Below are 22662 nucleotides of genomic sequence, written 5' to 3'. Positions count from 1 at the left end.
CTCGCTCAGGACGCTCAGGTCAGGCCCACCTCGCCGAGCAGGGCCAGGGTCTCCTCGAGGGACTCCAGGGCGTTGAGGTCGACGACGAAGCCGGTGAGCGCGGAGAGCGGCGCGAGGTCGTGCACGGTGGACGTGACGCCCTCGACGACGGGGTACTCGGCGGTCTCGTCGGCGAAGTACTGCTGCGCCTCGTCGGAGAGGAGGAACGCGGCGGCGGCGGTGGCGGCGTCGGGCATGTCCGTGCCCTCGAGGATGCCGACCCCCGCGACGTTCACCAGCGCGCCGGGGTCGTCGCTCGCGAGGAACCGGATGCGGGCGTTGACGGAGCCGGCGCCATGCTCCGCGACGCGCTCGAACCAGTAGTAGTGGTTGATGAGGCCGATGCCGACCTGGCCGGCGTCGACGGCGTCGAGGACCGCGTTGTTGTTGTCGTAGGCCTGCGGCTCAAGCGCCGCGAAGTCCTGCAGCCACTGGCGGGCGCCGTCCTCGCCGCGGTCGATGCGCAGCGCGGTGACGAACGACTGGAAGGAGGCGTTGGTGGGCGCGAAGCCGATCCGGCCGCGGTACCGCTCGTCGAGGATCTGGTCGATGCCGGTGAGGTCCGCGACCTCCGGGGCGGACGCCGGGTCGTAGGCCAGCACGCGGGCGCGCGCGGAGGTGGCGACCCACCGGCCGTCGGCGTCGCGGTAGTGCTCGGGCACCCGGTCGAGGACCGCGTCCGGCAGCTCGGCGAGCCGGTCGGCGCCCTTGAGGGCGCCCAGCGCGCCGGCGTCCTGGGAGAAGAAGAGGTCGGCGTCGGTGGCCTCGCCCTCCTCGAGGAGCTGGGCGGCGAGCTCGGCGGTGCCGGCGTAGCGCACCTCGACGGGCACGCCGACCTCCTCCTCGAGGCGGTCGAGCAGCGGGTCGACGAGCTCCTCGTTGCGGCCGGAGTAGATGACGAGCGCGCCCGTCTCGGCGGCGGCGGTGCTCGCCCCGCCCGCGGTCTCCGGTTCGTCGTCCGCGGCGTCCGCGCTGCAGCCGGCGAGGGCGACGACGGCGAACGTCGCCACGGCGCCGGCGGCGGCGGTCCGGGCACGACGAGTGGTGGCACGGGCGGGGCGGAGCGGGCTCATGACGTCCTCAGGGTCCGGGTGCGGGAGGCCCGCGAACGGGCCGGTCCGAACCCTAAGGTAAGCCTTACCTAAGAACCAACTCCAACGAGGTCAGACTCCACCCAGGTCAGTACAGGGCCCAGTCCACGAGGTCCGCCAGCTCCACGACGTCGGGGTCCCGGTCGACCGACGTCGGCAGGGCCCGCGCCGCCTCGCGCAGGTCGGCGGCGGAGACGTACTCCGACCACGGGCCGCCGGTCAGGTGGTCGGTCAGCATCGCGACGACCAGGTCCTGGTACAGCCGGGGCGACGCCTCGCGCGGCGACCGCGCGCAGTCCGTGGCGACGAGGGAGCCCGAGCGCTCGACCGGGCGGCCGGCGTCGTCGAGGTAGCGGACCGTCGCGGTGACGAACGGCTCACGCGAGCGCGACTCGCGCAGCGCGACCTCGTACAGCGCGGTGGTGGTGTGGCCCGCGAACACCTCGCCGCCGTCGACGGCGTCGTTGCGGAAGTCCTCGTCGGCCATGGCGCGGTTCTCGTAGCCGATGAGCCGGTACGCGGCGACCTGCTCCGGGTCGAACTCGACCTGGGCCCGCGCGTCGGTCGCGGCCACCACGAGCGAGCCCGTGAGCTCGGTGGAGAAGACGCGCTCCGCCTCCGCCTCGCTGTCGACGTAGACGTGCCAGCCGTCGCCCTGGTCGGCGAGCTGCTCGAGCAGGTGGTCGTTGTAGGTGCTGATGCCGACGCCCACCGAGACGAGGTTGATGCCCGCCTGCGCCTCGGTGCTGATCCGGGCGAGGATCCCGTCGGGGTCCGTCTCGCCGACGTTCGCGACGCCGTCGCTGATGAGGATGACGCGCGTCATCCGGCCCTCGCTGCGCATCTCCATGGCCAGGTCGTAGCCGAGCGTCAGGCCGGCGGCGGCGTTGGTGGAGCCCATCGGCTCGAGCTCGTCGATCGCCCAGAGGATGCTCTGGCGCTCCGCGACGGGCGTCGGCTCGAGGAAGACGTCGGCCTCGGTCGAGTAGCAGACCATGGCCACCCGGTCCGTGGGCCGCAGCGAGGTGACGAGCGTCTGCAGGGCGTCCTTGGTCATCCCCATCTTCCCGTACTCGGCCATCGAGCCCGAGCAGTCGACGACCAGCACCAGGTCGGCGTCCTCGCGCGCGGCGCTCGTGGCCGGTGCGCTCGCGACGCCGACCCGCACGAGGCGGTGCTCCGGGCGGAACGGCAGCACCGTGGCGTCGACGCTCACGGCGAGGCCGCGCTCGGGGGTCGGGTAGTCCTGCGTGAAGTAGTTGACGAACTCCTCCGTGCGGACCTCGGCCGGGTCGAGGTACCCGCCGTTGGTCACCGCGTCGCGGAAGCGCGTGTAAGAGCCGGTGTCGATGTCGAGCGCGAAGGTCGACAGCGCGTCGTCGGCCGGGTCGGTCATGCCGTTCCACGCCGCGTACTCCGGGTAGAGCTCCGGGTCCGTGCCGTCCGGCCCGGGGTAGGGCTGCTCGGGCCGGCCCGGGCCGGGCTCGACGTAGCCCGCGTCCTCGCGGGCGCCGTCCAGGGAGGCGCTGTCGCCGCCGTCGCCGCCGTCGTACCCCCCGCCGGAGCAGCCCGCCAGGGCCATCACGACGACGAGCGTCGCGCCCGCCAGACCTGTCGTCCTGCCGCGGTTGGTGCTCATCGCTGCCCCCGTCTACGCCGTCGCTGCCGTTGCCGGGAACGTAGGGCGCGGGGTGTGCGCGTGTGGTCGGAGTTGCCGGGTCGTGACCGGACTGATGGGGTTCCGTAGCCGAAACCGGCCTCTCGTGTCCGGCCCGTGACCTGGGCTTATGCAGTCCGAGACCTTGTCCGACGGGCCTCGTACGGTCCGTCGGCGCCCTCGCAGGCGCCGTCGCGGTGCCGTCGCCGTGCCGTCGCCTGGCGGTCAGGCGTCGCGGACGGTGAAGCGCCCGAGCAGGTGGTCGCGCCCCCGCGAGGACGGGCCGACGCCGACGACGAACTCGCCGGGCTCGACCACGCGGCGTCCGGTGGCGTCGACGACGGTGCAGTCCTGCACTGCGACCGCGAGCTCCACCTCGGCCCGCTCGCCGGGCGCGAGCGCGACCTGGCGGAAGGCCTTGAGCTCGCGCTCGGCCCAGGTCACGGACGTCACGACGTCGGTGACGTACGCCTGGACGGTCTCCAGCGCGGGGCGCGCACCGGTGTTCTGGACGGTGACGCGCAGGCGCACCGTGTCGGACGCGCTCGCGACGGGCGGGTCGACGACGAGGTCGGTGTACTCGACGGTCGTGTAGCTCAGGCCCTCGCCGAAGCAGTGCGCCGGCTCCTGCGTCAGGTCGGCGTAGCGCGTGCCGTGCTGGCCGCGGACCTGGTTGTAGTAGGTCGGCTGCTGGCCGACGTGCCGCGGCACGGACACGGGCAGGCGGCCGCTCGGCTCGACGAGTCCGAGCAGCAGCTCCGCGACGGCGCGCCCGCCGAGCATGCCCGGGTTGGCGGCCCAGACGACGGCGGCGGCGCGCTCGGCCGACGCCGGCAGCACCAGCGGCTTGGACGCCACGACGACGACGATGACGGGGGTGCCGGTCGCCACGAGCGCGTCGAGCAGCGCGGTCTGCGCGCCGAAGAGCTCCAGGGTCGCGGTCGAGCGCCCCTCGCCCACCAGCTCGATCCGGTCGCCGACGACGGCGACCACCCAGTCCGCGGACGCGGCGAGGGCCGTGGCCTCGGCGAGCAGCTCCGGGTCCGGCGCGGCGGGGGTGGCGATCGGGGGACGCGGCTGCCCGTCAGCGAACGTGGGGCCCTCCGGGTCGGGGACCAGGGTGAGGATGTCGGCGCCGCGCGCGTGCCCGACCTCCCAGCCGTCGGGGGCCAGCGCACGGAGCCCGTCCAGCACCGTGGTGATGGCTTCGCGCGGGTGCCCGTCGGGCATCCAGTCGACCTGGCCGGACGACCCGGCCCAGTCGCCGAGGAGCACCTGCGCGTCGTCGGCGTTGGGCCCGACGACGGCGATCCGGCGCGGTCCCGCGACGTCGGGCAGGGGCAGGGCCCCGTCGTTGGTCAGCAGCACGAGCGACCGTCGCGCCACCTCGAGGTTGAGGGCCGTGTGCTCCGCGCGGCCGACGACGGCGCGCTGCCGGGCGACGTCGGGCCGCCGGGGGTCCTCGAACAGCCCGAGCCGGAACTTCAGGGCCAGGATCCGCGCGACCGCGCGGTCGATGTCCGCCTCGTCGAGGAGCCCGCGCGCGACGGCGTCCTGCGCGCCCGCGAAGAACGCCGGCGTCGTCATGATCATGTCGTTGCCGGCGCGCACGGCCGCGGCGGCCGCGCTGGCCGCGTCGGGGAAGATGCGCTGCTCCCACACCATGCGGCCGACGTTGTCCCAGTCGGTGACCAGCGCCCCGGTGTAGCCCCACTCCCCGCGCAGGACGCCGTCGAGCATCCAGCGGTTGACGGTCACCGGCACCCCGTCGATGGCCTGGTAGCCGAGCATGAAGGCGGCGCACCCCTCGCGCGCGACCCGCTCGAACGGCGGCAGGAACCACGACCGCAGCTTGCGCTGCGTGAGGTCCGCCTCGCTGGCGTCGCGGCCGCCCTGGGTCTCGGAGTACCCGGCGAAGTGCTTCGCGGTGGCGAGGATCGCGTCCGGGTCGGCCGCGCCGCCGCCCTGGTAGCCGCGGACCATGGCCGCCCCGAGCTCGCCGACGAGGAACGGGTCCTCGCCGAAGGTCTCGTCGATGCGTCCCCAGCGCAGGTCGCGGGCGACGTCGAGCACCGGCGAGAACGTCCAGTGCAGGCCCGTCGCGGCGACCTCGGCGGCGGTCGCGCGGGCGACGCGCTCGACCAGCTCCGGGGACCAGCTCGCCGCCATCCCGAGCTGGGTCGGGAAGATCGTCGCGCCGGGCCAGAACGAGTGCCCGTGGATGCAGTCGTCGGCGATGAGCAGCGGGATGCCGAGGCGGGACGCGGCGGCGAGGTCGTGCGCCTCGCCGACGTCGTCGGGCGAGGTGTGCAGCAGCGAGCCGGCGTGCATGGTCACGACGGGCTCCCGGACGCCGTCGCGGGCGTCGAGCTGGAGCATCTGCCCGACCTTCTCGGGCAGCGTCATCCGCGCGACGAGGTCCGCCACGCGCTCGGGGATGCCGCGACGCGCGTCGCGGTAGGGCGCGTCGTCGGCTGCGGGCCGGGCGGGCGGGGTCGAACCGTTGCTCATGGAGCCCTCCTTCGCCGGATGCTCTCACAGTCCGCCGCGACACCCTTGACAGGTTTCTGTCGGATCATATTTTATAGTCGGCAAGAAGGTCCAGCGGGCGAAGAAGGCGCAGATGTGGGCTCATCCCGGCCCCGTCGTCGCCGGCCGCGTCAGCCGGGTCGTCATGATCGGGAAGGCATGGGCGCTCGTCCTCGAGGGAGGAGCGGCAGCCCACGCCGGGCCGGTCGAGGGGGGGCCCGCCGGTACCCAGGCGAGCCGGGTAGCCGCGCAAGAGGACTTCGTACTCAAGGGAGAGTGACTATGAACAAGCGTCTGTCCACGCGCCGCGTTCTCGCGGGGGTGACGTGCACGGCGCTCGCGGTCGGGCTGGTCGCCGCGTGCTCCGACTCGACTGACGAGGCCGAGCCCGACGCGACAGGGTCCGCGCCGGCCGAGTCCGGCCCGACGGGCGACATCCGCGTCCTCGCCGTCGAGGGGCCGGAGACCGACTCCCTCGCCGCGCACGCCGCGGAGTTCACGGACGCCACCGGCATCGGCGTGACCGTGGACAAGGTTGCCCGCGACGTCTGGGGTCAGCGGAAGGTCGCCGAGCTCGCGCAGGACGCCGGCACCTACGACGTCGTCTTCGCGGGCGGTGGCGACGACGCGCAGTGGCTCCTCCGGCACGCGCACGCCCGCGACCTGAGCCAGTACCTGGGCGACGACGTCGTCGGCGACCTCGTCAACGCGGACCTGTTCACGCGGGACGACGGCGCGCTGGTCGGGGTGCCGCAGTACTACAACTTCCCGGTGGTGCTCTACCGCACCGACCTGTTCGAGAACCCCGAGGAGCAGGCCGCGTTCGAGGCGGAGTACGGCCGCGAGCTCGCCCCGCCGACGACGTTCGACGAGCTGGTCGACGTCGCGACCTTCTTCAACCGGCCCCCGGAGATGTACGGCACCTGCCTCGGCGGCGTCGACTGGTCCGTGTTCCTCGACGACACGTACTTCACCTACGGCCAGGGCGCGAACTTCGGCGACCTGGAGACCGGTGAGCTCACCCTGGACACGCCCGAGCAGGTCGCGTCCATGGAGTACATCGACGCGCTGACGTCGCTGAGCGCCCCCGGCTGGGAGGCCCTGAGCTTCTTCGACTGCGACAACCAGATGGCGGCCGGCCAGATCGCCATCTACCAGAACTGGCTGTACGCGTGGCGGACCGTCGGCGACCAGATGGACGGCAACCTCGGCATCGCCCCGCCGCCCGGCGAGCAGACCCACCTGGGCGCGATGCTCGCGACCATCCCCGAGTCGGCGCCGAACCCGGACGCCGCGGGCGCCTTCGTCGCGTGGATGACCTCGGACGAGTTCCAGCTGCCGCAGACCGAGGAGACGGGCAACCTGCCCGTGCTGGCGAGCCAGCAGGACAGCGCAGACTTCGCCGCGGTGCTCCCGGAGCTCGACATGCTCAAGTCCGTGGCGAACCGCCTGACGTACCTGCACACCACGTGGTCGGGCGAGCTGAGCTCGGGCGTCTCCGAGGCGCTCGCCAAGGTCCTCTCCGGTGAGATGACCGCCGAGCAGGCCGCGGCCTGGCTGCAGGACGAGAAGTTCGCCGGGCGCGAGGCCATCGAGTGACCACTGTTGCTCAGTCCCGCCGCGGGGAGGACGCCCCGTCCTCCCCGCGGCGCGGGCCCCGATCCGGCCACGGTGTGAGGGGAGGTGCCGCTGTGCGGACCCAGTCGCCACGACGCAGGCTTGCGGGGATTCTCTTCACCCTCCCCTCGATGCTCTTCGTCGGCGCGGTCATGGCGTACCCGCTGCTCTACCTCGGGTACATGGCGCTGCACACGTACCGGCCGCTCACGTCGTCGGAGATCGAGCCCGCCGGGCTGAGCAACATCACCGCCCTGTTCACGGACTCGACGGTCACGAACTCGCTGCGGGTGACGCTGCAGTTCACGGTCGCCTCGGTGGTCATCGAGGTCGTCGTCGGCACGGCCTGCGCGATCCTCCTGGCCAACGTGATGCTGAACCTGAAGGGCCGCTTCGGCCGGCTGTTCTCGCGCGTGGTCGCGTCGGCGTTCATCGTCCCGTTCGCGGTGCCGGCCATCGCCGGGGCCTACGCGTGGCGGATGATGCTGGACGCGCAGTTCGGCCCCGTGAACGAGCTCCTCGGCACGTCGACGCCGTGGCTCGTGGAGCACCCGCTGGTGTCGATCATCGTGATCGACGCCTGGAAGATGATGCCCTTCGTCCTCTTCGTGATGCTCGCGGCGGTGATGTCGATCGAGCCGTCCCAGTACGAGGCCGCGGCGCTCGACGGCGCCGGCTCCGTGCGGATCCTGTTCCGGATCACCCTGCCGTCGATCCTGCCCGTCATGCTCATCACCGGCGCCTTCCGCGCGGTCGACGCGTTCACGAAGGTGTTCGACACCGTGTTCGCGACGACGGGCGGCGGCCCGGGCGACGACACGCGGGTGCTGCCCCTGGTGATCTGGCGGACCGCGTTCACGCACCTCGACTTCGGCACGGCGTCGGCGCAGGCGCTCCTGGCGCTGGTCATCTCGCTCGGCTTCGGCGGGGCGCTCCTGATCGTGCAACGGAGGAACCGCTGATGCGGCTCACCTACTCCGCCCGCAAGCGGCTCGGCGCCACCAGCGCCGGCGTCGTGCTCACCGTGATCGCGCTGGTGATGCTCGCGCCGATGGCGTGGATGGCGTTCGTCTCGACCAAGCCGGACGCGGACATCTTCAGCCGCACCCCGCTGAGTGCGCCCGAGGAGCTCACCGGCGGCCACTACGCGAACCTGTTCGACCAGTTCCACTTCGGGACGTCGATCACGAACTCGCTGGTCATCGCTGGTGCGACGGTGGTGATCAGCCTCCTGCTCGGAGGTCCCGCGGCCTACGGGTTCGCGCGGTACCCGTGGCGGGGGAGCGGCGTCGCCCTGGCCTTCCTCATCGTGGCGCGCATGGTGACGCCGGCGGCCCTCGTGGTGCCGATGTACACGATCATGCAGAACCTCGGGCTGCTGAACTCGGTGACCGGCGTGATCGTCGGGGTGTCGGTGCTGAACCTGCCGTTCGTGATCTGGATCCTCAAGCCCTTCTTCGAGCAGGTCCCGAAGGAGGTGGAGGAGGCGGCGGAGCTCGACGGGCTGACCCCCGGGTGGGTCTTCTTCCGCATCGTCCTGCCCCTGGCGCTGCCCGGGATCATGACGGCCGTCCTCTACAGCTTCCTGGCCGGCTGGACCGACCTGATCTTCCCGATGACGTTCATCACCGACGCGAACGTCATGCCGCTGACCTCGAGCCTGCTGCAGATGCAGACGGGCTACCGCATCTACTGGGGCGAGCTGATGGCCGGCGGGATCGTGCTGACCCTGCCGCCCGTCGTCCTGTGCTTCGCGCTGCAGAAGTACCTGCTGCGCGGCCTGCGCACCGGCTACTGAGCCCCCTGACGAGGAGAACGATGAACGAGCTTGCCGGGATCCGCTGGGGGAGCGCCGTCGCCGCCTACCAGGTGGAGGGCGGGGTGCGTTCCGGCGGCCGCGTCGAGAGCATCTGGGACACGTTCACGGCGCGCCCGGGTGCGATCACTCGCGGTGACACGGGCGAGGTGGCCTGCCGGGTGTACGAGGACCCGGCGAAGCTGCTCGACACCGTCGCCTGGCTGGGCCTGGACACCTTCCGGCTGTCGGTTGCCTGGGCGCGCGTGGTGGACGCCGAGGGGCGGGTCAACGAGGAGGGCGTCGCGTACTACCGGCGCGTCCTCGAGGGCCTCCGCGGCCTCGGCGTGCGGCCGGTCGTGACGCTCTACCACTGGGACCTGCCGCAGTGGCTCCAGGACCGCGGGGGCTGGTCGACGCTCGAGACGGCGACGGCGTTCGTCGCGTTCGCCCGCGTGGTGGTCGAGCGCCTGGGCGATCTGGTCGACGACTGGATCACGATCAACGAGCCGTTCTGCGCGGCGTTCCACGGGCACCTGAGCGGGCTGCACGCGCCCGGCCTGACCGACGAGGCGACGGCGCTCCGAGCGGCCTTCGTGCAGATGCACGCCCACGCTCTGGCGGTGCCCGTGCTGCGCGAGCTGGCGCCGTCGGGCCGGGTGGGTTTCGCGATCAACCTGTCCGACCTGGCCCCGGCCGGCGACCGGCCTGAGGACCTCGCGGCCTGGGCGCGCGCCGACCTCGTCGAGAACCGGCTCTTCGTCGACCCGCTCCTGCACGGGCGCGTCCCCGCCGATGCCGAGGGGTACTTCGGCGGGGCGGCGCTGGCCGCCGCGCTGGACGGCATCGACGTCGCGACCCTCGCGCCGCGCGTCGACTTCGTCGGCGTCAACTACTACGAGCACAACGTCGTGCGTGCGGACGAGCCCGGCACCGACCCGGTGGTCCGCGGCATCGACAAGCTGCCCGTCCCGGAGCCGCGGAGCGGGCACGGCGTCGCCGTGCACCCTGCGGGACTGACGCGCGTGCTGCTGCGTGTGGCGGAGGCCGCGCCCGGCGTCCCGATCTGGGTGACGGAGAACGGGATCGGGCTGTGGGACTACGTCGGGCCGGACGGCGCGTGCCGCGACGTCGAGCGGGTCGCCTACCTCGACGCCCACGCGCGCGCGGTGGGCGACGCGATCGCCGCCGGTGCGCCGGTCGAGGCGTACTTCTTCTGGTCGCTCATGGACAGCTTCGAGTGGGCCCAGGGCTACCAGCTGCGCTACGGGCTCTTCTTCACCGACTACCCGACCGGTCGGGTCGCCCCGAAGCTGAGCGCCGACCGCTACCGGGCTCTGATCGCGGAGAACCGGGCGTCCGCCGCGGCGGGCGAGGCTTGCGGGAGGACTTCTGTCACGCTATAAAATAAGAATGGAGGATGGCGCGAAGGGCCGTCGCAAGGCGTCCGTGCGGGACGTCCGACGCGCGAACCGCGCGCTCCTCCTGCGCCACCTCCTGCTCGCCCGCGACTCCAACCGCTCCGAGGCCAGCGAGGCGACCGGGCTGTCCCCGACGTCCGTGACGAACATGGTGGGCGAGCTCGTCGCGGAGGGCGTCGTCGTCGAGGGCGGGCAGCTGGACTCGGCGGGCGGTCGGCCGCGGACGATCGTCACGGTGAACCCCGACGCCGCGTACGTCATCGGCGCCGACGTCGGCGAGGCGGACGTCGTCACCGAGATCTTCGACCTGACCATGACGCGCATCGCCGCCCGCTCCCGGCGGTTCGAGGAGCGCCGCATCTCGCCCGAGGAGGTCACGCGCGTCATCGCCGACTCGGTCGCCGAGCTCCTCGCGGAGGCGGAGCAGGTGCGCGGGCCCGACGTCGCCGGCCGCGTCCTCGGCGTCGGCGTGGGCGTGCCCGGGATCGTCGAGCGACCCGAGAACCTGGCCGGCTGCGGCGACCCGACGCTCGAGCCGATCGTGCACGCGCAGGTGGTCGGGTGGGACGAGACCGACTTCGCTGCCCTCGCCGAGCGTCTGGACCTGCCGCTGATGATCGACAACGGCGCCAAGACGACGACGCAGGCCGAGGCCTGGTTCGGCGCCGCCCGGGGCGTGGACCACGCGATCGTCGTGCTCGTGGGCGACGGCGTCGGCGCCGGCATCATCACCAACGGACGGCTGTTCCGCGGGTCGTCGAGCAGCGCCGGCGAGTGGGGCCACACGAAGATCAGCCTGGATGGCCCGGTGTGCCGGTGCGGGGCGCGCGGCTGCATCGAGTCCTTCGTGGGCGCCTCGGCGGTGCTCGCCGCATGGCGGGGCCCCGACCCGTCGCGGGCCGGCCACGAGATGGAGGACGTCGAGGCCCTCCTCGCCGCGTACCACGCGGGCGAGGAGCGCGCCCTGGCCGCGATGGACCTGCTCGTCGCCCGCCTCGGCGTCGCCCTGTCGAACCTGGTCAACCTCTACAACCCGGCCCGGATCGTGCTGGCGGGCTGGTTCGGCGACCGGATCGCCGAGGAGCTCCTGCCCGACGTGCGACGGAGCATGGTTGCCTCCTCGCTCCCCCAGCCCGGGCGCGAGGTGGCCCTGGTGCGCTCGCAGCTCGGCCGGAGCGCCGTGGCGCTGGGGGCCGCCACGCTCCCGCTCGACCGCTTCATCGAGCAGGGCTGGCCGGCGCGGCCGCGGGCGGCGACGGACGGGCGCGTCAGGGGCTGGTCCTAGCCTGAGGCGATGAGGCGCTTCGTCATCGACGCTCCGACCCTGCTGCACCTCGTCGACGCCGCCGTGCCGGTGGCCGCGGACGTCCAGCTCGTCGCCCCGAGCTCGATCCGCTCGGAGGCACTGACGTCGCTGCTGCGCGACGTCGGGGCGGGCCGCCGCACCGAGAAGGAGGCGCTGGCGGCGCACGAGCGGCTCACCGAGTTGAAGATGCGCCTGCTGGGGGACCGCGTCTCGCGCGGGACAGCGTGGCGGATCGCCCGCGAGCACGGCTGGGACACCCTGCGCGACGCCGAGTACCTGGCGGTCGCGCGGCTGCAGGCCGACGCGCTGGTGACGGTGGATGCCGAGCTGGCGGCCAAGGCGGAGGGCGTCGTGCCGGTCGCGGCGCTGGAGGTGCTGGTCGGCGGGGAGTAGGTCCCAACGACGAGGGGCCAGGTCGAGAAACGCTCTCTGACCTGGCCCTTGACGCGGAGCGGGTGACGGGAATCGAACCCGCGCTCTCAGCTTGGGAATCGGACTCCGTCGCGTTTCCGGGACCTGGTAGGTGAGTAAAACTGCTGGTCAGGCGCTTGCGAGCCTACACGGAGATGAACCGAGAGGCACCGATCTGAACCCCCTTATGGCACGTTATGGCATGCCACTCGGGGCTGACTCCGCGCCTTGTCGTCGCGAGTTCGATTGGGAGGGCCCGGCACTCAGGCCGAGAGGTGCTTCCTCAGGACACAGTCCAGTGCTTGACGTTCGGCGAGAGGGTCCCCGTCGGACGCTATGCGCATCGTCGCTGCCAAGAGATCGTGCTCGAGTTCGTCGAATGAGAGCTCGTCGGGGATGAGGATCTCAAACGAGACGCCAGGCGGGGGCGCCGGCGCGGCGCGCTCCGCGACGTAGGACGCGATATCGCGCTCGATCCCGCGGACGTCTTCGGGGGTGATCTCTTCGCTGTGCTCTGTGCGAACGCCGTCATGCACCGTCACTACCCGCACGTCGTTGTACCGACGCGCCACGGTGCGGACACGTCCGGGACCGGCCAGGTATGCGATGAGCGCGCCCCAACCGTTGTCCGGGACTCGCACCCAGTGGCCGCCCGTGCTGGCGGTTGTCATGAGCACTTCGTGCCATGTGATCATCGTCAGACCTCCGAGGATCGGGGCTGGCTGGACGACGCTCGCTCGCCAGCCAGCCCCGATCAGTAGATCACGGGAAGTAGCAGTTGCCCGTGCCGAAGCAGTTGAAGTTCGGAACTCGAACGGTGGTCATCCCCCACGAGACGCTCGTATCGACGGCTGGTCCCAAGCGGCCCGTGAGGTCGACCCAGTAGTCGTCGGACTGGGTCAGGGGGGCGAAGCTCCTGAGTCCGCTGGTGTACCTGCCAAGGCTTGTGAGGTTCACGGTGCCGGACGTCGTCACGTCGATGTGCCCGCACGTACCGTCGAACGTCTGATCCTTGACGCAGTTGAAACTCTGGCTAGTGAATCGGACGGCGCCGCCGCTGTCAGAGTCGTACCACGCTTCGACCCTGGGCGAGCGTCCATTCAGGTTAACCCTGATCGCAACCGAGAATGCGGCATAGTTCTGCCCGTTGTAGACCATCAGCCAGTTGTTCTTGGCTTCGGCCGTGTAGTCGTTGATGATCCGAGTGCATGCCTGAGGCTTCGAGTCGCACCAAGAGTCCATGTCGGGACTGACGCTGTTGATGCCGATGCCCGGTTGCTGTCGTGAGGCGATGCCGGGCGGGGTTGCGGAACCGCTCCGGAAGTTGCCCCGAAGAGGCTCGGATCGCTGAACGTCCCGTCCGGTGGAGTCCTTGACGATGTAGAGGAACTCAGTGCCGGAGCAGAGGCCATTCTCGACGCCGGCGCGTGCGGCTGCGTCAGTGCACGACTCTTCCCATGTAGTGGTCGTCGCGCCGGGCCGCGGTGCTGCGGCGGCGGGGCCGGCACTTGCCACCAGCAGGGTAAGGACTGCTGCCGCTGCGAGAGCAGTGACTCGACTTAGTGAAGCGTTGCCCATTCTGGATCGCACCCCTTGTGTCTCGGTCGATGTAAGCATCTTCCGGGCAGGGGCCAGTGACGCCAGCCCCCTGCTAGGCGTTCGTTGATGCAGGCGCAGTCTCGCATCATGTATCGCCTCGGGCGATCGGCCAAGTGGGTGATGCTGCGCCTCTCGCGCCGGTCGATCGCCGGTAACACCGATGCCTGTTACGCAAATGTGAAATCGATACGAATGCTGGGCCGGGTGCCGTGGGGAGGGACCATGGGCCGCTCTCTGCGCCTCGTCATCGCTGTTGGGCGCGCGGAATGACGCGCGCCGGCTCGAGCGAGTCTTCAAGGTCGGCCCGGCGGATGCGGACGACGCGGGCGCCGACCTTCACGGCCGGCAGTGTGCCGTCGGCTATGAGCTTGCGGATGAAGCGCTCCGTGACAGCGAGCTCGTCGGCGGCCTCGGCGACCGTCAGGAACGGCCGACCTGACGGGCCGGTGGCGATGGCGGACATGGCGCTCCTTCGGGTGCTCGGCTGGTCACAGTGATCGAGTAGGTGGATCGAGAACAGGTGCGGCCGCGGCCGGCCGGTAGGCGGTGAGCCGTGAGCGCGCGGGCGGGCTTCTCGGGAGCCGGAGCCGGCTCGGGCGTGCTCGGGTGGTACGTCTCCCAGGTCTCGGTGGCGGTCGGCTCGGCGTGGGATGTCGCGAGGATCCCGTCGAGCACGTCCCGGTACGACGTCGCGGGCGTCGCCGCACCGGGCACGCACTCGTCATCGGGCCCGTCCGTGACGACGTACACGCGGTTGGCCTCCCGGCCGCGCGACATCGCGACGTACAGGTCCTCCCGTCCCATCCCTGGCGCGGCAACGGTGTGCGTCTCGTCGACCGTCATGCCCTGCGTCCGCGCGGTGCTGGTCGCGTAGCCGAGCTCGACGTGCTCGGCCACGTAGGCCGCTGGGAGCAACACCGGCCCGCCTTCCCGCCATCGGCTGCCGGCTGGCCGTACCCGCAGCGCGCCATCGCCCTCCACGGCGACGACGTCCCACAGGTTCCCGTTGCGCACGAACCCGTCGGCCGTGCGCAGCCGTCGGTGGTTCCGCCGCGTGACGAGGCGATCACCGACGCCGGCCACCAACCCGTCATGGAGCTCGACGCCGCTCTCCCGAACGGCGCCCGATCGCACGCCGTCGGCATGTGCCATCGCGTTCAGGTCGCGCACCGTCCGGTTGTCGGCGGCCTGGAGCACGGCCACCCGTCCCGCCGCACCGGCAGCCAGGTAGCCGCCGAGCGCGGCGTCGAGCATCTGCTCGCGCAGCCCGCCGACGCGCAGCCCGCCGACGAACGCGCCGTGCGCGTCGTAGGCGTCGAGCGCGGCCGGCTGGCCGCTGCGCAGCTGCAGGCTCGCCCGCGCCTCCCACGGATGCCGGAACCGACGCAGTGAGGTGAGCTCCGCCGTCGGGCCGCGGCGGGCGAGCATGCCGAACGCGCCGCCCGCGTCGACGGACCCGCGCTGGAGGTGGTCGCCGACCAGCAGCACCTTTGCGCCCGCCGCCTCCGCCTGGCCGACGACGGCGGCGAGGCTGCGGGTGTCGGCGAGCGAGGCCTCGTCGACGATCACGAGCTGGCCCGGCGCGAGCGACCACCGACCGGCCTCCCGGCGCAGGGCAACGGCCTGGTGGTCGCGCCGCCCGTCGCCACCGCTCGCCGCGCGCCTCACCTCCGCCGCCGCGTAGGCGCGACCGCGTGCATGGGCGCCTTCGCCCAAGGTCTCGTAGAGCCACTTGGCCGTCGTCTCGCACGGCACGCCGAGGGACGCCTCGAGCGCGCGGGCGGCCGTCGCCGACGGCGCGAGCCCGACGACGGGGCCGAGGTTCTCCGTCCAGAGCTCGGCGAGGCTGGCGAGCGTCGTCGTCTTGCCGGAGCCCGCCGGGCCGACGAGCGCGTCGAGCCGCCGGCCTGAGGTCAGCACCGCGCGGACGGCGGCCCGCTGGTCGAGTGCAAGCCGCCCGAGTTGGTGGTGCGCCCGGTACCGCGGCTCGTCGATGAGCCGGGCGTCGATGACGATCGCGCCGGGCGCCTCGCTCGCGTCGATGAGCGACTTCTCCGCCGCGAGCAGCTCGGTGGAGGTGTAGAGCGCCTCGCCGACGCGGACCCGCTCGGGGTCGCGGGTGTCGTCGAGGTGGACGCAGCGGGCGGCAGCCTCGGTGGTGATCCCGTTGAGCAACCGGAGCCGCTCTGCGGGTGACGCCATCCGCAGCGGCAGCGTCGCCCGGGCCGCGGCCGCACCGAGGTTCCAGGTGGTCCAGACCGAGCGGCGTGTGGCGACGTAGTCGAGCACCGCCGCGATGACGGCGGCCCGCACCTCTTTCCCGACGTCGTGGGCCCGCAGCCCGCGGGCGTAGGCGCCGGCCAGGGCTCGGGCGGCGAGGTCGCGCGGCTCGACGCCGGTCAGCGCGCGGGCACGGTTCGCCCACTCGGCGAGCAGGTCGCGGAGCGGTCGGACGATCTTGGGCGGGCGCGTCGCGCGGGTGAGGTGCTGGCGCGCCCGGCTGGTCTCGACGCGCGACGGGCTCCGGCCGTGCGAGGCGACGAAGCTCGCTGCCCACTGCTGCTCGGCGCAGTGGATCTGCTCGGCGCGCGTGGAGAAGGCGGCCAGGACGGCGTCGTCGATGCCCTCGAGCTCGAAGGCGGGGTTGCGCCGCTCGCCGCGCGACCGGTGGGACCAGCGCACGGGCAGGCGGCGGGTGAGCTCGTCGGCGAGGAGGGAGTCGTAGAGCGCCGAGACCGTGACCGTCGCGGCGTGGACGGTCGTGCCGTCGAGGGAGCGCCAGACGCCGTCGGGGCCCTGGACCTTGTTGGCGAGCACGACGTGCGTGTGCAGGTTCGGGTCGCCGGTGCGCGAGTCCCAGTGGTCGAACGCGGCTGCGATGACGCCGCGCGTGCGGACCTGGCGGCAGCCCGCGTGTCCGACGCGGGTGCGGGCGACGGTGCGCTCGACGAAATGGAGGGCCTGGTCGACGGCGGCGCGGTGCGCGGCGTGGACGGTGGCGCGGGTGGCGTCGTCGCCGAGCGCCCAGAGGACCGAGGCGGACTTGGGGACGGTGAAGGTGAGGTCGTAGCCGACGACGGCGCGGTCGGTGCGGTCACGATAGGAGCGGCCGAGAGGAGCGTCGGTCAGCGGGTCGTGACCGTCGCGGAAGAGCGCGGCCATGGCGGGTTCGGTCACCGCGGCGTTGGGGTGGAGGCGGTCCGACGCGTCATTGCCAAGGCCGGTGAGCCCGCGGCCGAGCCAGCGGCCGGGTGGGTTGCCGGTGGCCTCGTAGTAGGCGACGAGCGAGTCGGCGTGGCTGAGGCCGGCGTCGCCCGCCGCGACGTGCCGGGTGAGGTACGTGTAGCCGTCGCCGGCCATGAGCTTATGCATCGCCATCATCGGGAGCCGCCTCCTTACGTCGTCGACCGTCACCACCGGGAGGTGTGCAGCGGGAGCGAGGAGATGTCTCGCGCCCCGTTGCTGCCGGGTCGGGTCGTGCTGTGGCGGTCAGCCTGCTCAGGGGCCATAGCCAAACCGATGACGGAACCGCGCCGCCGGCGGCGAGGCGATGACGCGACGTACCCGGGCCGATCGCGTCATCGGTCGCGCGGCGTGCGTCATCGGGCGGGCGCAAGCGTCATCGGCTCCGCGCGCGCCCGTCATCGGACGTGGCAGAACGCGAGGCCGGTCAGGAGCCGGTGACGTCCCGCGCGGCGTCGACCATGCGCGTCGCCCACTCGACGGCCTTCGTCGCGTCCATCCGGCTGATCGGCCCCGCCTGGTACTGCGCGGCGGTCTTGAGCCCGAGGAGCCGGCGAAAGGTCGACTCGAGTGCCTTGCCCGCAGGTCCGGCAGCGGCGAGCTCCGGCACGGCGGAGCGGTGGTCCTCGGACTTGCCGGTGCGACCCGTCAGCTGAAGGCAGATCGCGTCCTTGGCGTTGATGCCGGCGAGCACGGCTGACGACGCCGCGGCGGTATTCAGGTCCATGTCCAGCTCCAGGACGGCTGCGTCGAGGAACTCGCGGGCCTTGCGGAGGTGACTGAGCGCGTCGTCCCGGGCGCCCACGTCAGGCCGCCCTAGAGGCCGGGACCAGGGAGATCGAGCCGACGATCGCTCGTCCGTCGCGGCGGATCTCGCTCAGGAGACGCTCACCCGCTGCGGCCATGGCTCGAAGCTCCTCGCGGGAGCGGTCGAGGATCTCGCACGGGTTGCCGGACCAGCGGGTGACGCGCGCGGCGAGGTCGGTGACGTTCGCGTGCCAGTCGGCGTCATCGGCGCCCACTTCGGCAGGGCGGATGACGAGGAGGTCGATGTCGCTGGCGGTGCCGCCGTCGCCCCGCGCGGCAGACCCGTAGACGACGACGCCGTCCGGAGGGTTGGCCCAGCCGCCGGCGTGCTCGGCGATCCTGCTCCACAGTTGCTGGCGCAGGGAGGTGAGCGCCTCGACGGCCGAGGCGGCGACGTGGTCTCGGTTCAGCGAGAAGAGCGATGCGGCCCCCGCGGGCGTCCGGTCGACAAGGCCGGTCTCGGCGAGTTCAGTGAGGATGCGCGCGACGCGCGCCTGGGAGACTCGTGGGCGGGTGAGCTCGGCGATCGCACGGCCGGTGAGCGGTGTCGAGGTGGAGGCCAGCACGGCGAGCACCGGGCCGTGGGCGGACGGCACCACGTCGGCGATCGGGTTCGAGACGTCCATCATCAGCTCCAGGTGAGTCGTGAAGTACTCACATGAAAACTATAGTACTCACTCGACTCCTTGGGTCCCCTGGTCCTACCGTCAAGCCATGCCATGTTCCGACGGCCTCCAGGGTCAGGTCGACGGTGGGGTGCCGCGGTTGGCGAAGCTCCGGGCGAACCGGGCCCGCATCCACACCATCGCCAGCGGCCATGGCGCCTCGAACGTCAGGTTCTTCGGCTCGGTGGCGAGGGGCGACGACGGGCCGGGGTCCGACGTGGACCTACTCGTCGACCTCGACGTGCACACGCGCGGCCTGCTGCCCCTCGCGGCGATGTCGGATGAGCTGTCCGTGCTTCTGGATGAGCGGGTCGACGTCGTGGCGTCGGGTGCCCTCGCGCGCGAAGTCCTCACCTCCGCTCTCTCGGAGGCGGTGCCGCTGTAGGCGGAGTCCCAGTCCCACCGAGGCGATGACGGGCCGTGACTCTTCTTGCACTTCGTGGCGCTGCCGCTCCGCAACGCCCGTGGCTGGCAGCGCTGCTGTCGCCGGGTCGCCAGACGCGATGCGATAGGTCCGCTTCGAGCCGAACCCTGGCGGCTTCAGCGAGCGCCCGAACCCAGTGGGCTCGGCCGTGGCGCGCCGCCCTGCCCGCCCGCAGGCGTTGGACTAGGGTCCGTCGCCGTGAGGCGCGTCTGGCTCGAGCTGCTCGCGGCTGCCGCGCGCGCCCCCTGGCTGGGGCCCGCCTCTGGTGGCCTGCTCGGCGTAGCGGGGATGCTCGTCGGACCTTGGCGCTGGTGGTCGGCAGCACCAGCAGCGCTCGGCCTCGGTGGACTCCTCTTGGAGGCGTACGCCAAGCAAGCGCTCAAGTCGAAAGCGGCCGAGCTGAAGGCGCTCATGGAGTCTTGCCTCCAGCCGCTGGTGCGGTGCCTCCTATCCCTCGCAGCGAAGACGACGAGGGCCCAACGTCAGCCGGCTCTACGCGACGTGCTCTGGGCAGCCCTCACCGCGGCCCTCACACTTGCCGATACTCACGGATCACGCGCGTCGATTTACAGGCGTCGGCGCAGCGACGCTGACGACGTCTTGGAGCCGGTTCCGGAACTGTCTGCTGGGCGGGGGGATGCGCCGGTCTCGTGTTTCACCCGGGGGTCAGGCGAGGGCAAGGACGTGTGGGCAGCCGCCGAAGCCGACATCGTGACGTTCTACGAAGATTTGCTGCGTGACGCCCCGCCGAACATGGACCGTTCACGGGCGCGCAAGTACCGCACGTTCATCACAGCCCCCATCAAGTCGAACGGTTCGGTGCAGGGCTTGCTCACGATCAACGCAGAGAACCCGGGAGACCTGACGTCAGACGATGCTGGCATCATGCGGGTGGTCGCGACATTGTGCGGTGTGGCGCTCACGCTTACGGGCGGCTGGCCCGGCGATGCGGCAGACTAGGGTGCGTCCAGAGGGAGGTGCGCGATGGCGAACGACAAGTGGGCGGCTCAGATGGACCGCAGGGTAGAGCAGATGCGCCGTGACCCAGTCCAGTACGTCGAGGCAGCAAAGCGAGAAGCCTCCAGGACGGTCCTCGTCGCTAGTCGGCCGTCGACATCAAAGGGCAAGTCCGGACGCCGCTGAGGCCCCACGGGGACTTGACCCGATGGCCCCACGTGGTGCCGCGTGACCACCCCGCGTCTGGTCGCCTGGGTGCGTCCGACGCTGGCAAGTCGAGCGTCTGCGGTCAGCGAGTCGCCGCTTCTGGTCTTGGTGGCGCGTTGAGGGCGGCGTCCAGGTTGCGAGCGATCCGCTGTTGCGCGTCGTCGGCGGCGTGCTGGTAGTGGAGGGCGGCGCGCGGCGTGGAGTGGCCGGCGCGCTGCATGAGCTCCGGCAGCGTCGCACCGGTGAGGGCAACGAGCGTCAGCGCTGAATGGCGTAGGTCGTGCCAGGTGAGGTCGTCGCGGCCGATCGCACGACGGGCGCGGGCGAACATCGTCGAGCGGCTGCCGCTCGTGAGCGGGCGGTCCGACACCGTGCCGAAGACGAGGGCGTCACGACGCTCCGGCGTGAAGCGCGCCATGTGGTCGGCGAGAGCCTCGACGGCGACCGCTGGCAGAGCGACCGTGCGGAGGCCTGCCCGGGACTTCGTCGTCGAGAACGGACCGGCGCCATCTGTGCCCGAGCGCGCGAGCGACTGCTCGACGCGGATCGTCCCGGCCCGGAGGTCCACGTGCTTCCGCTGGAGAGCGAACAGCTCGCCCGCCCGCAGCCCCGACAGGAACGACACCACCACCGCCGCGCGGTAGCGCTCAGGCATCGCGTCGGCGAGTGCCCACAGCTCGTCGGGCGCCAGCACGCGGCGCTCCGTCCGGTGCCGGGAATCGCGCTGGCTCGCGCCCTTGATCGCGCACGGGTTCGCGGGGATCAGCCCGTCGGACACCGCCCGAGCCATCCCTGTGTGCAGCAGGCGGTACGCCTGCGCGGCCTCGGTGCGACCGAGGTTTGGGCGGCTCTCGCGGGCGTCCACGACGACACCGCCGGTCGCCTCCAGCCACGCCTCGCGGACCTCGACCGGCATCCGCCCGGTTCCCGCCACCGCACGCCCGTTCTCGATCGCCCACGCCCGGATCGCCGCGTTGACCCGCTTCGGCGTCGACGCCGCCCGCGACCACCGCTCGCCCGCCCGCCGCGACGCCTCGGCCAGCACGGCCGCGTCCCACTCGCGCACGGCGGCCGGCGTCACCGACGCCAGCGACTGTGCCCCGATCCGGACCGCCCTCGGCCGCGCTCCACCCACCACCGGCACATCGGCATCGATCCAGCGCTCCAGCAGCTGCCCGTACAGCGCCCGGGTGCCCGGCGCGAGATCCGCCCGCGTCGCGATCCACCCGCGGAACCACTCCCCGAGCGGCTGCTCCCCGAGCCGCGGGTCCCGCCAGACCCCCCGCGCCATTCGCGAGACCTCGTGCGCCAGCTCCTGGTCGGCCTCGGCCTTGGTCGGGAACGTCCCAAGGGTCCGCAGCGCGCCGTCGGGCCCGGTGTACCTCGCCTGCCACCTCCCGGACGGGAGTCGGCGGACGGCGCCGGAGGCGCGGCGGTGGCGTCGGGCAGTGGTCGCAGTCGTCATGGTCGGATCCCACTTCGCTATGGCACGTTATGGCACGAGCCGACCAGCAGAAGGGTCCCAGGGAGGTCCGACAGAGCGCCCGCAACGCTCTGACCTGCGGAGACGATGGAGCGGGTGACGGGAATCGAACCCGCGCTCTCAGCTTGGGAAGCTGAAGTTCTACCATTGAACTACACCCGCGCGGCGCTCCGAGGAGCGCGCTCGACGATGATACCGGCATCCGGCGCGGCCCGGGCCAGCCGACCGTCATCGGCCCGCCGGAGCGGCGTCCGCGCTGGTCACGGCCCCGCGTCGGTCGAGCCGCGCGCCGAGGCCCGCCCCCCGCTCACCCGCACGTGATGACGTTCACCCCGGTGAGCTCGACCTGCGACGTCGCCGCGTCCGACCCGGACCCGTAGAACTGCACCCCGCCGGCCTCGACGTAGAGCATGTCGAGGCTCGCCAGGTACTGCGGCGTCGTCGCGCCCGGCAGGGCCAGCGCGTCCGAGAGCGGCTGGTACGGCGTCACGCCCGACGCGACCACGACGTCCGCCGACAGCGCGCCGCGGTGCGGGTTGATGTCCCAGCCCCACAACGCGCCCTCGAGCGTGCTCACCGACAGCGCCCCCCACGACAGCGCGTCGACGTCGCCGGGGCCGCAGGCGACGTCGTTCGTCTCCTGCTCCGCCGGCCCGAGCAGCGCCTCGAGCGCGGCCCGTGGGTCGGGCGTCCCCATCGCGATCCCGCCGACGCCGGCCGCGTCCAGCACGATGCCGGTCGCCGCCGGTGTCTCCTCGGCGGTCGCCTCCGCGCTCGGCTCCGCACTGGGCGACTCCGGCGGCTCGGGCGTGGGCTCGGCGCTCGCCGGCGCGGTGGGCGACGGCGAGGCGGCGGGTTCGTCGTCCCCGGTGCAGCCGGCCAAGGCAAGGAGCGCCAGCCCGACGACGGCGAGGGCCGCCATCCGGCGCGTGGACGACATGGGCCCGTGAGCGTGGGCGGACGGAGGAACGGGTGTGCTGCTGCGAACGGTGAGGCGCGACATCGTTGTCCCCTCCGGGGTGTGCACCCGCCGACCGAACGGCCCGACGGGACTCCCCTGGACCAACTGTGGCAGCGCTCCGGCCGCGCCCGCACCCCCTCGAGTGGAACGTCGTGCTCCACTTTCGTTCCATTCGGACCCCGATCACGGCCGTTTCGTTCCACTCGAGGCTGAGGCGGGCGTTCAGCCCCCGGACACCGGCCGTACACATCTTTTGTCCACAGGGCTGTGCGTGCTCTGAGCACGGAACGGCCAGACCTGTGGACGAGGGTGTGTACGGGGAACCTGCGCAAATCACACGTCACGAACCCCTTGCGGGGGTCTTCGGGGCGGGTCTAGAACTTCTCCAACGGCGATGCCGGGACACAGAGAACCGAGGGAACTCGGATCGGTGACCCACCAGGGATCGCT

General features: G+C 72.2%; 19 protein-coding genes and 1 tRNA gene. 8 read left to right on the top strand and 12 right to left on the bottom strand.

The annotated features are described in order from the left end of the window. Positions 1–14: 14 nt before the first annotated feature. From AFE02nite_RS14850 to AFE02nite_RS14840, 3 genes are all read right to left on the bottom strand, one after another. Positions 15–1112 (bottom strand): extracellular solute-binding protein, encoded by a 1098-nt coding sequence (locus tag AFE02nite_RS14850; RefSeq protein ID WP_052113516.1) that lies wholly within the window; start codon positions 1110–1112, stop codon positions 15–17. A 106-nt stretch (positions 1113–1218) separates the two neighbouring features. After that, positions 1219–2769, bottom strand: a complete 1551-nt coding sequence (locus AFE02nite_RS14845) for a vWA domain-containing protein (protein ID WP_052113517.1) — start codon at positions 2767–2769, stop codon at positions 1219–1221. A 243-nt stretch (positions 2770–3012) separates the two neighbouring features. Beyond that, positions 3013–5298, bottom strand: a complete 2286-nt coding sequence (locus AFE02nite_RS14840; protein ID WP_052113518.1) for an exo-beta-d-1,3/1,6-glucosidase — start codon at positions 5296–5298, stop codon at positions 3013–3015. A gap of 300 nt (positions 5299–5598) precedes the next feature. On the opposite strand from AFE02nite_RS14840, the gene AFE02nite_RS14835 reads away from it, so the two are divergent. From AFE02nite_RS14835 to AFE02nite_RS14810, 6 genes are all read left to right on the top strand, one after another. Further along, positions 5599–6915, top strand: coding sequence for an ABC transporter substrate-binding protein (locus AFE02nite_RS14835; protein WP_034244468.1), 1317 nt, complete (start codon positions 5599–5601; stop codon positions 6913–6915). Positions 6916–7064: 149 nt separating this feature from the next. Continuing rightward, positions 7065–7895, top strand: a complete 831-nt coding sequence (locus AFE02nite_RS14830; protein WP_034244471.1) for a carbohydrate ABC transporter permease — start codon at positions 7065–7067, stop codon at positions 7893–7895. Beyond that, entirely contained in the window at positions 7895–8731 is an 837-nt protein-coding gene (locus AFE02nite_RS14825; RefSeq protein ID WP_034244473.1) for a carbohydrate ABC transporter permease, read from the top strand. Before AFE02nite_RS14830 ends, AFE02nite_RS14825 begins: the two co-directional genes overlap by 1 nt. A 20-nt stretch (positions 8732–8751) precedes the next feature. Further along, entirely contained in the window at positions 8752–10134 is a 1383-nt protein-coding gene (locus AFE02nite_RS14820) for a glycoside hydrolase family 1 protein (protein WP_034244475.1), read from the top strand. Positions 10135–10141: 7 nt separating this feature from the next. Then, positions 10142–11434, top strand: coding sequence for an ROK family protein (locus AFE02nite_RS14815; protein ID WP_034244477.1), 1293 nt, complete (start codon positions 10142–10144; stop codon positions 11432–11434). Positions 11435–11443: 9 nt separating this feature from the next. Then, entirely contained in the window at positions 11444–11848 is a 405-nt protein-coding gene (locus AFE02nite_RS14810) for a type II toxin-antitoxin system VapC family toxin (protein WP_034244479.1), read from the top strand. A 281-nt stretch (positions 11849–12129) separates the two neighbouring features. On the opposite strand, the gene AFE02nite_RS14805 is transcribed toward AFE02nite_RS14810, so the two are convergent. From AFE02nite_RS14805 to AFE02nite_RS14780, 6 genes are all read right to left on the bottom strand, one after another. Further along, a complete protein-coding gene (locus AFE02nite_RS14805) occupies positions 12130–12561 on the bottom strand; it encodes a DUF5956 family protein (protein WP_034244481.1) in 432 nt (143 codons plus the stop codon). Positions 12562–12628: 67 nt separating this feature from the next. After that, a complete protein-coding gene (locus tag AFE02nite_RS14800; protein ID WP_146819900.1) occupies positions 12629–13381 on the bottom strand; it encodes a hypothetical protein in 753 nt (250 codons plus the stop codon). Positions 13382–13709: 328 nt separating this feature from the next. Beyond that, a complete protein-coding gene (locus tag AFE02nite_RS14795) occupies positions 13710–13928 on the bottom strand; it encodes an excisionase family DNA-binding protein (protein WP_034244485.1) in 219 nt (72 codons plus the stop codon). After that, the gene (gene mobF, locus AFE02nite_RS14790) at positions 13886–16846 is read right to left on the bottom strand and encodes a MobF family relaxase (RefSeq protein WP_146819899.1); all 2961 of its coding nucleotides are present in this window, start codon (positions 16844–16846) and stop codon (positions 13886–13888) included. The genes AFE02nite_RS14795 and mobF overlap by 43 nt, the downstream gene beginning before the upstream one ends. 289 nt (positions 16847–17135) lie before the next feature. Further along, positions 17136–17513 (bottom strand): HEPN domain-containing protein, encoded by a 378-nt coding sequence (locus AFE02nite_RS14785; protein WP_034244487.1) that lies wholly within the window; start codon positions 17511–17513, stop codon positions 17136–17138. Position 17514: 1 nt separating this feature from the next. Then, the gene (locus AFE02nite_RS14780) at positions 17515–18144 is read right to left on the bottom strand and encodes a nucleotidyltransferase domain-containing protein (protein WP_052113520.1); all 630 of its coding nucleotides are present in this window, start codon (positions 18142–18144) and stop codon (positions 17515–17517) included. Between the two features lie 85 nt (positions 18145–18229). Between AFE02nite_RS14780 and AFE02nite_RS14775 the strand changes: the two genes are divergently transcribed. Together AFE02nite_RS14775 and AFE02nite_RS14770 are read left to right on the top strand one after the other, a co-directional pair. Next, positions 18230–18565, top strand: coding sequence for a nucleotidyltransferase family protein (locus AFE02nite_RS14775; protein ID WP_052113521.1), 336 nt, complete (start codon positions 18230–18232; stop codon positions 18563–18565). Between the two features lie 237 nt (positions 18566–18802). Continuing rightward, positions 18803–19564 carry a GAF domain-containing protein gene (locus tag AFE02nite_RS14770; RefSeq protein WP_146819898.1) on the top strand — a complete coding sequence of 254 codons (762 nt, stop codon included), beginning with the start codon at positions 18803–18805 and terminating at the stop codon, positions 19562–19564. 286 nt (positions 19565–19850) lie between these two features. Here the strand turns inward: AFE02nite_RS14770 and AFE02nite_RS14765 are convergent, their stop codons facing one another. The 3 genes from AFE02nite_RS14765 to AFE02nite_RS14755 form a co-directional block, all read right to left on the bottom strand. After that, a complete protein-coding gene (locus tag AFE02nite_RS14765) occupies positions 19851–21233 on the bottom strand; it encodes a tyrosine-type recombinase/integrase (protein WP_052113522.1) in 1383 nt (460 codons plus the stop codon). Positions 21234–21339: 106 nt separating this feature from the next. Beyond that, positions 21340–21413, bottom strand: a tRNA-Gly gene (locus AFE02nite_RS14760). 145 nt (positions 21414–21558) lie between these two features. Continuing rightward, complete coding sequence (locus AFE02nite_RS14755; RefSeq protein ID WP_146819897.1) at positions 21559–22191, bottom strand: hypothetical protein; 633 nt, start codon at positions 22189–22191, stop codon at positions 21559–21561. Between the last annotated feature and the right edge of the window lie 471 nt (positions 22192–22662).

This window comes from Actinotalea fermentans, assembly GCF_007991475.1.
GTDB classification, from domain to species: Bacteria; Actinomycetota; Actinomycetes; order Actinomycetales; family Cellulomonadaceae; genus Actinotalea; species Actinotalea fermentans.
Note: the sequence above shows the minus strand (reverse complement) of the source record. Positions and strands in the feature narration are given on the sequence as shown.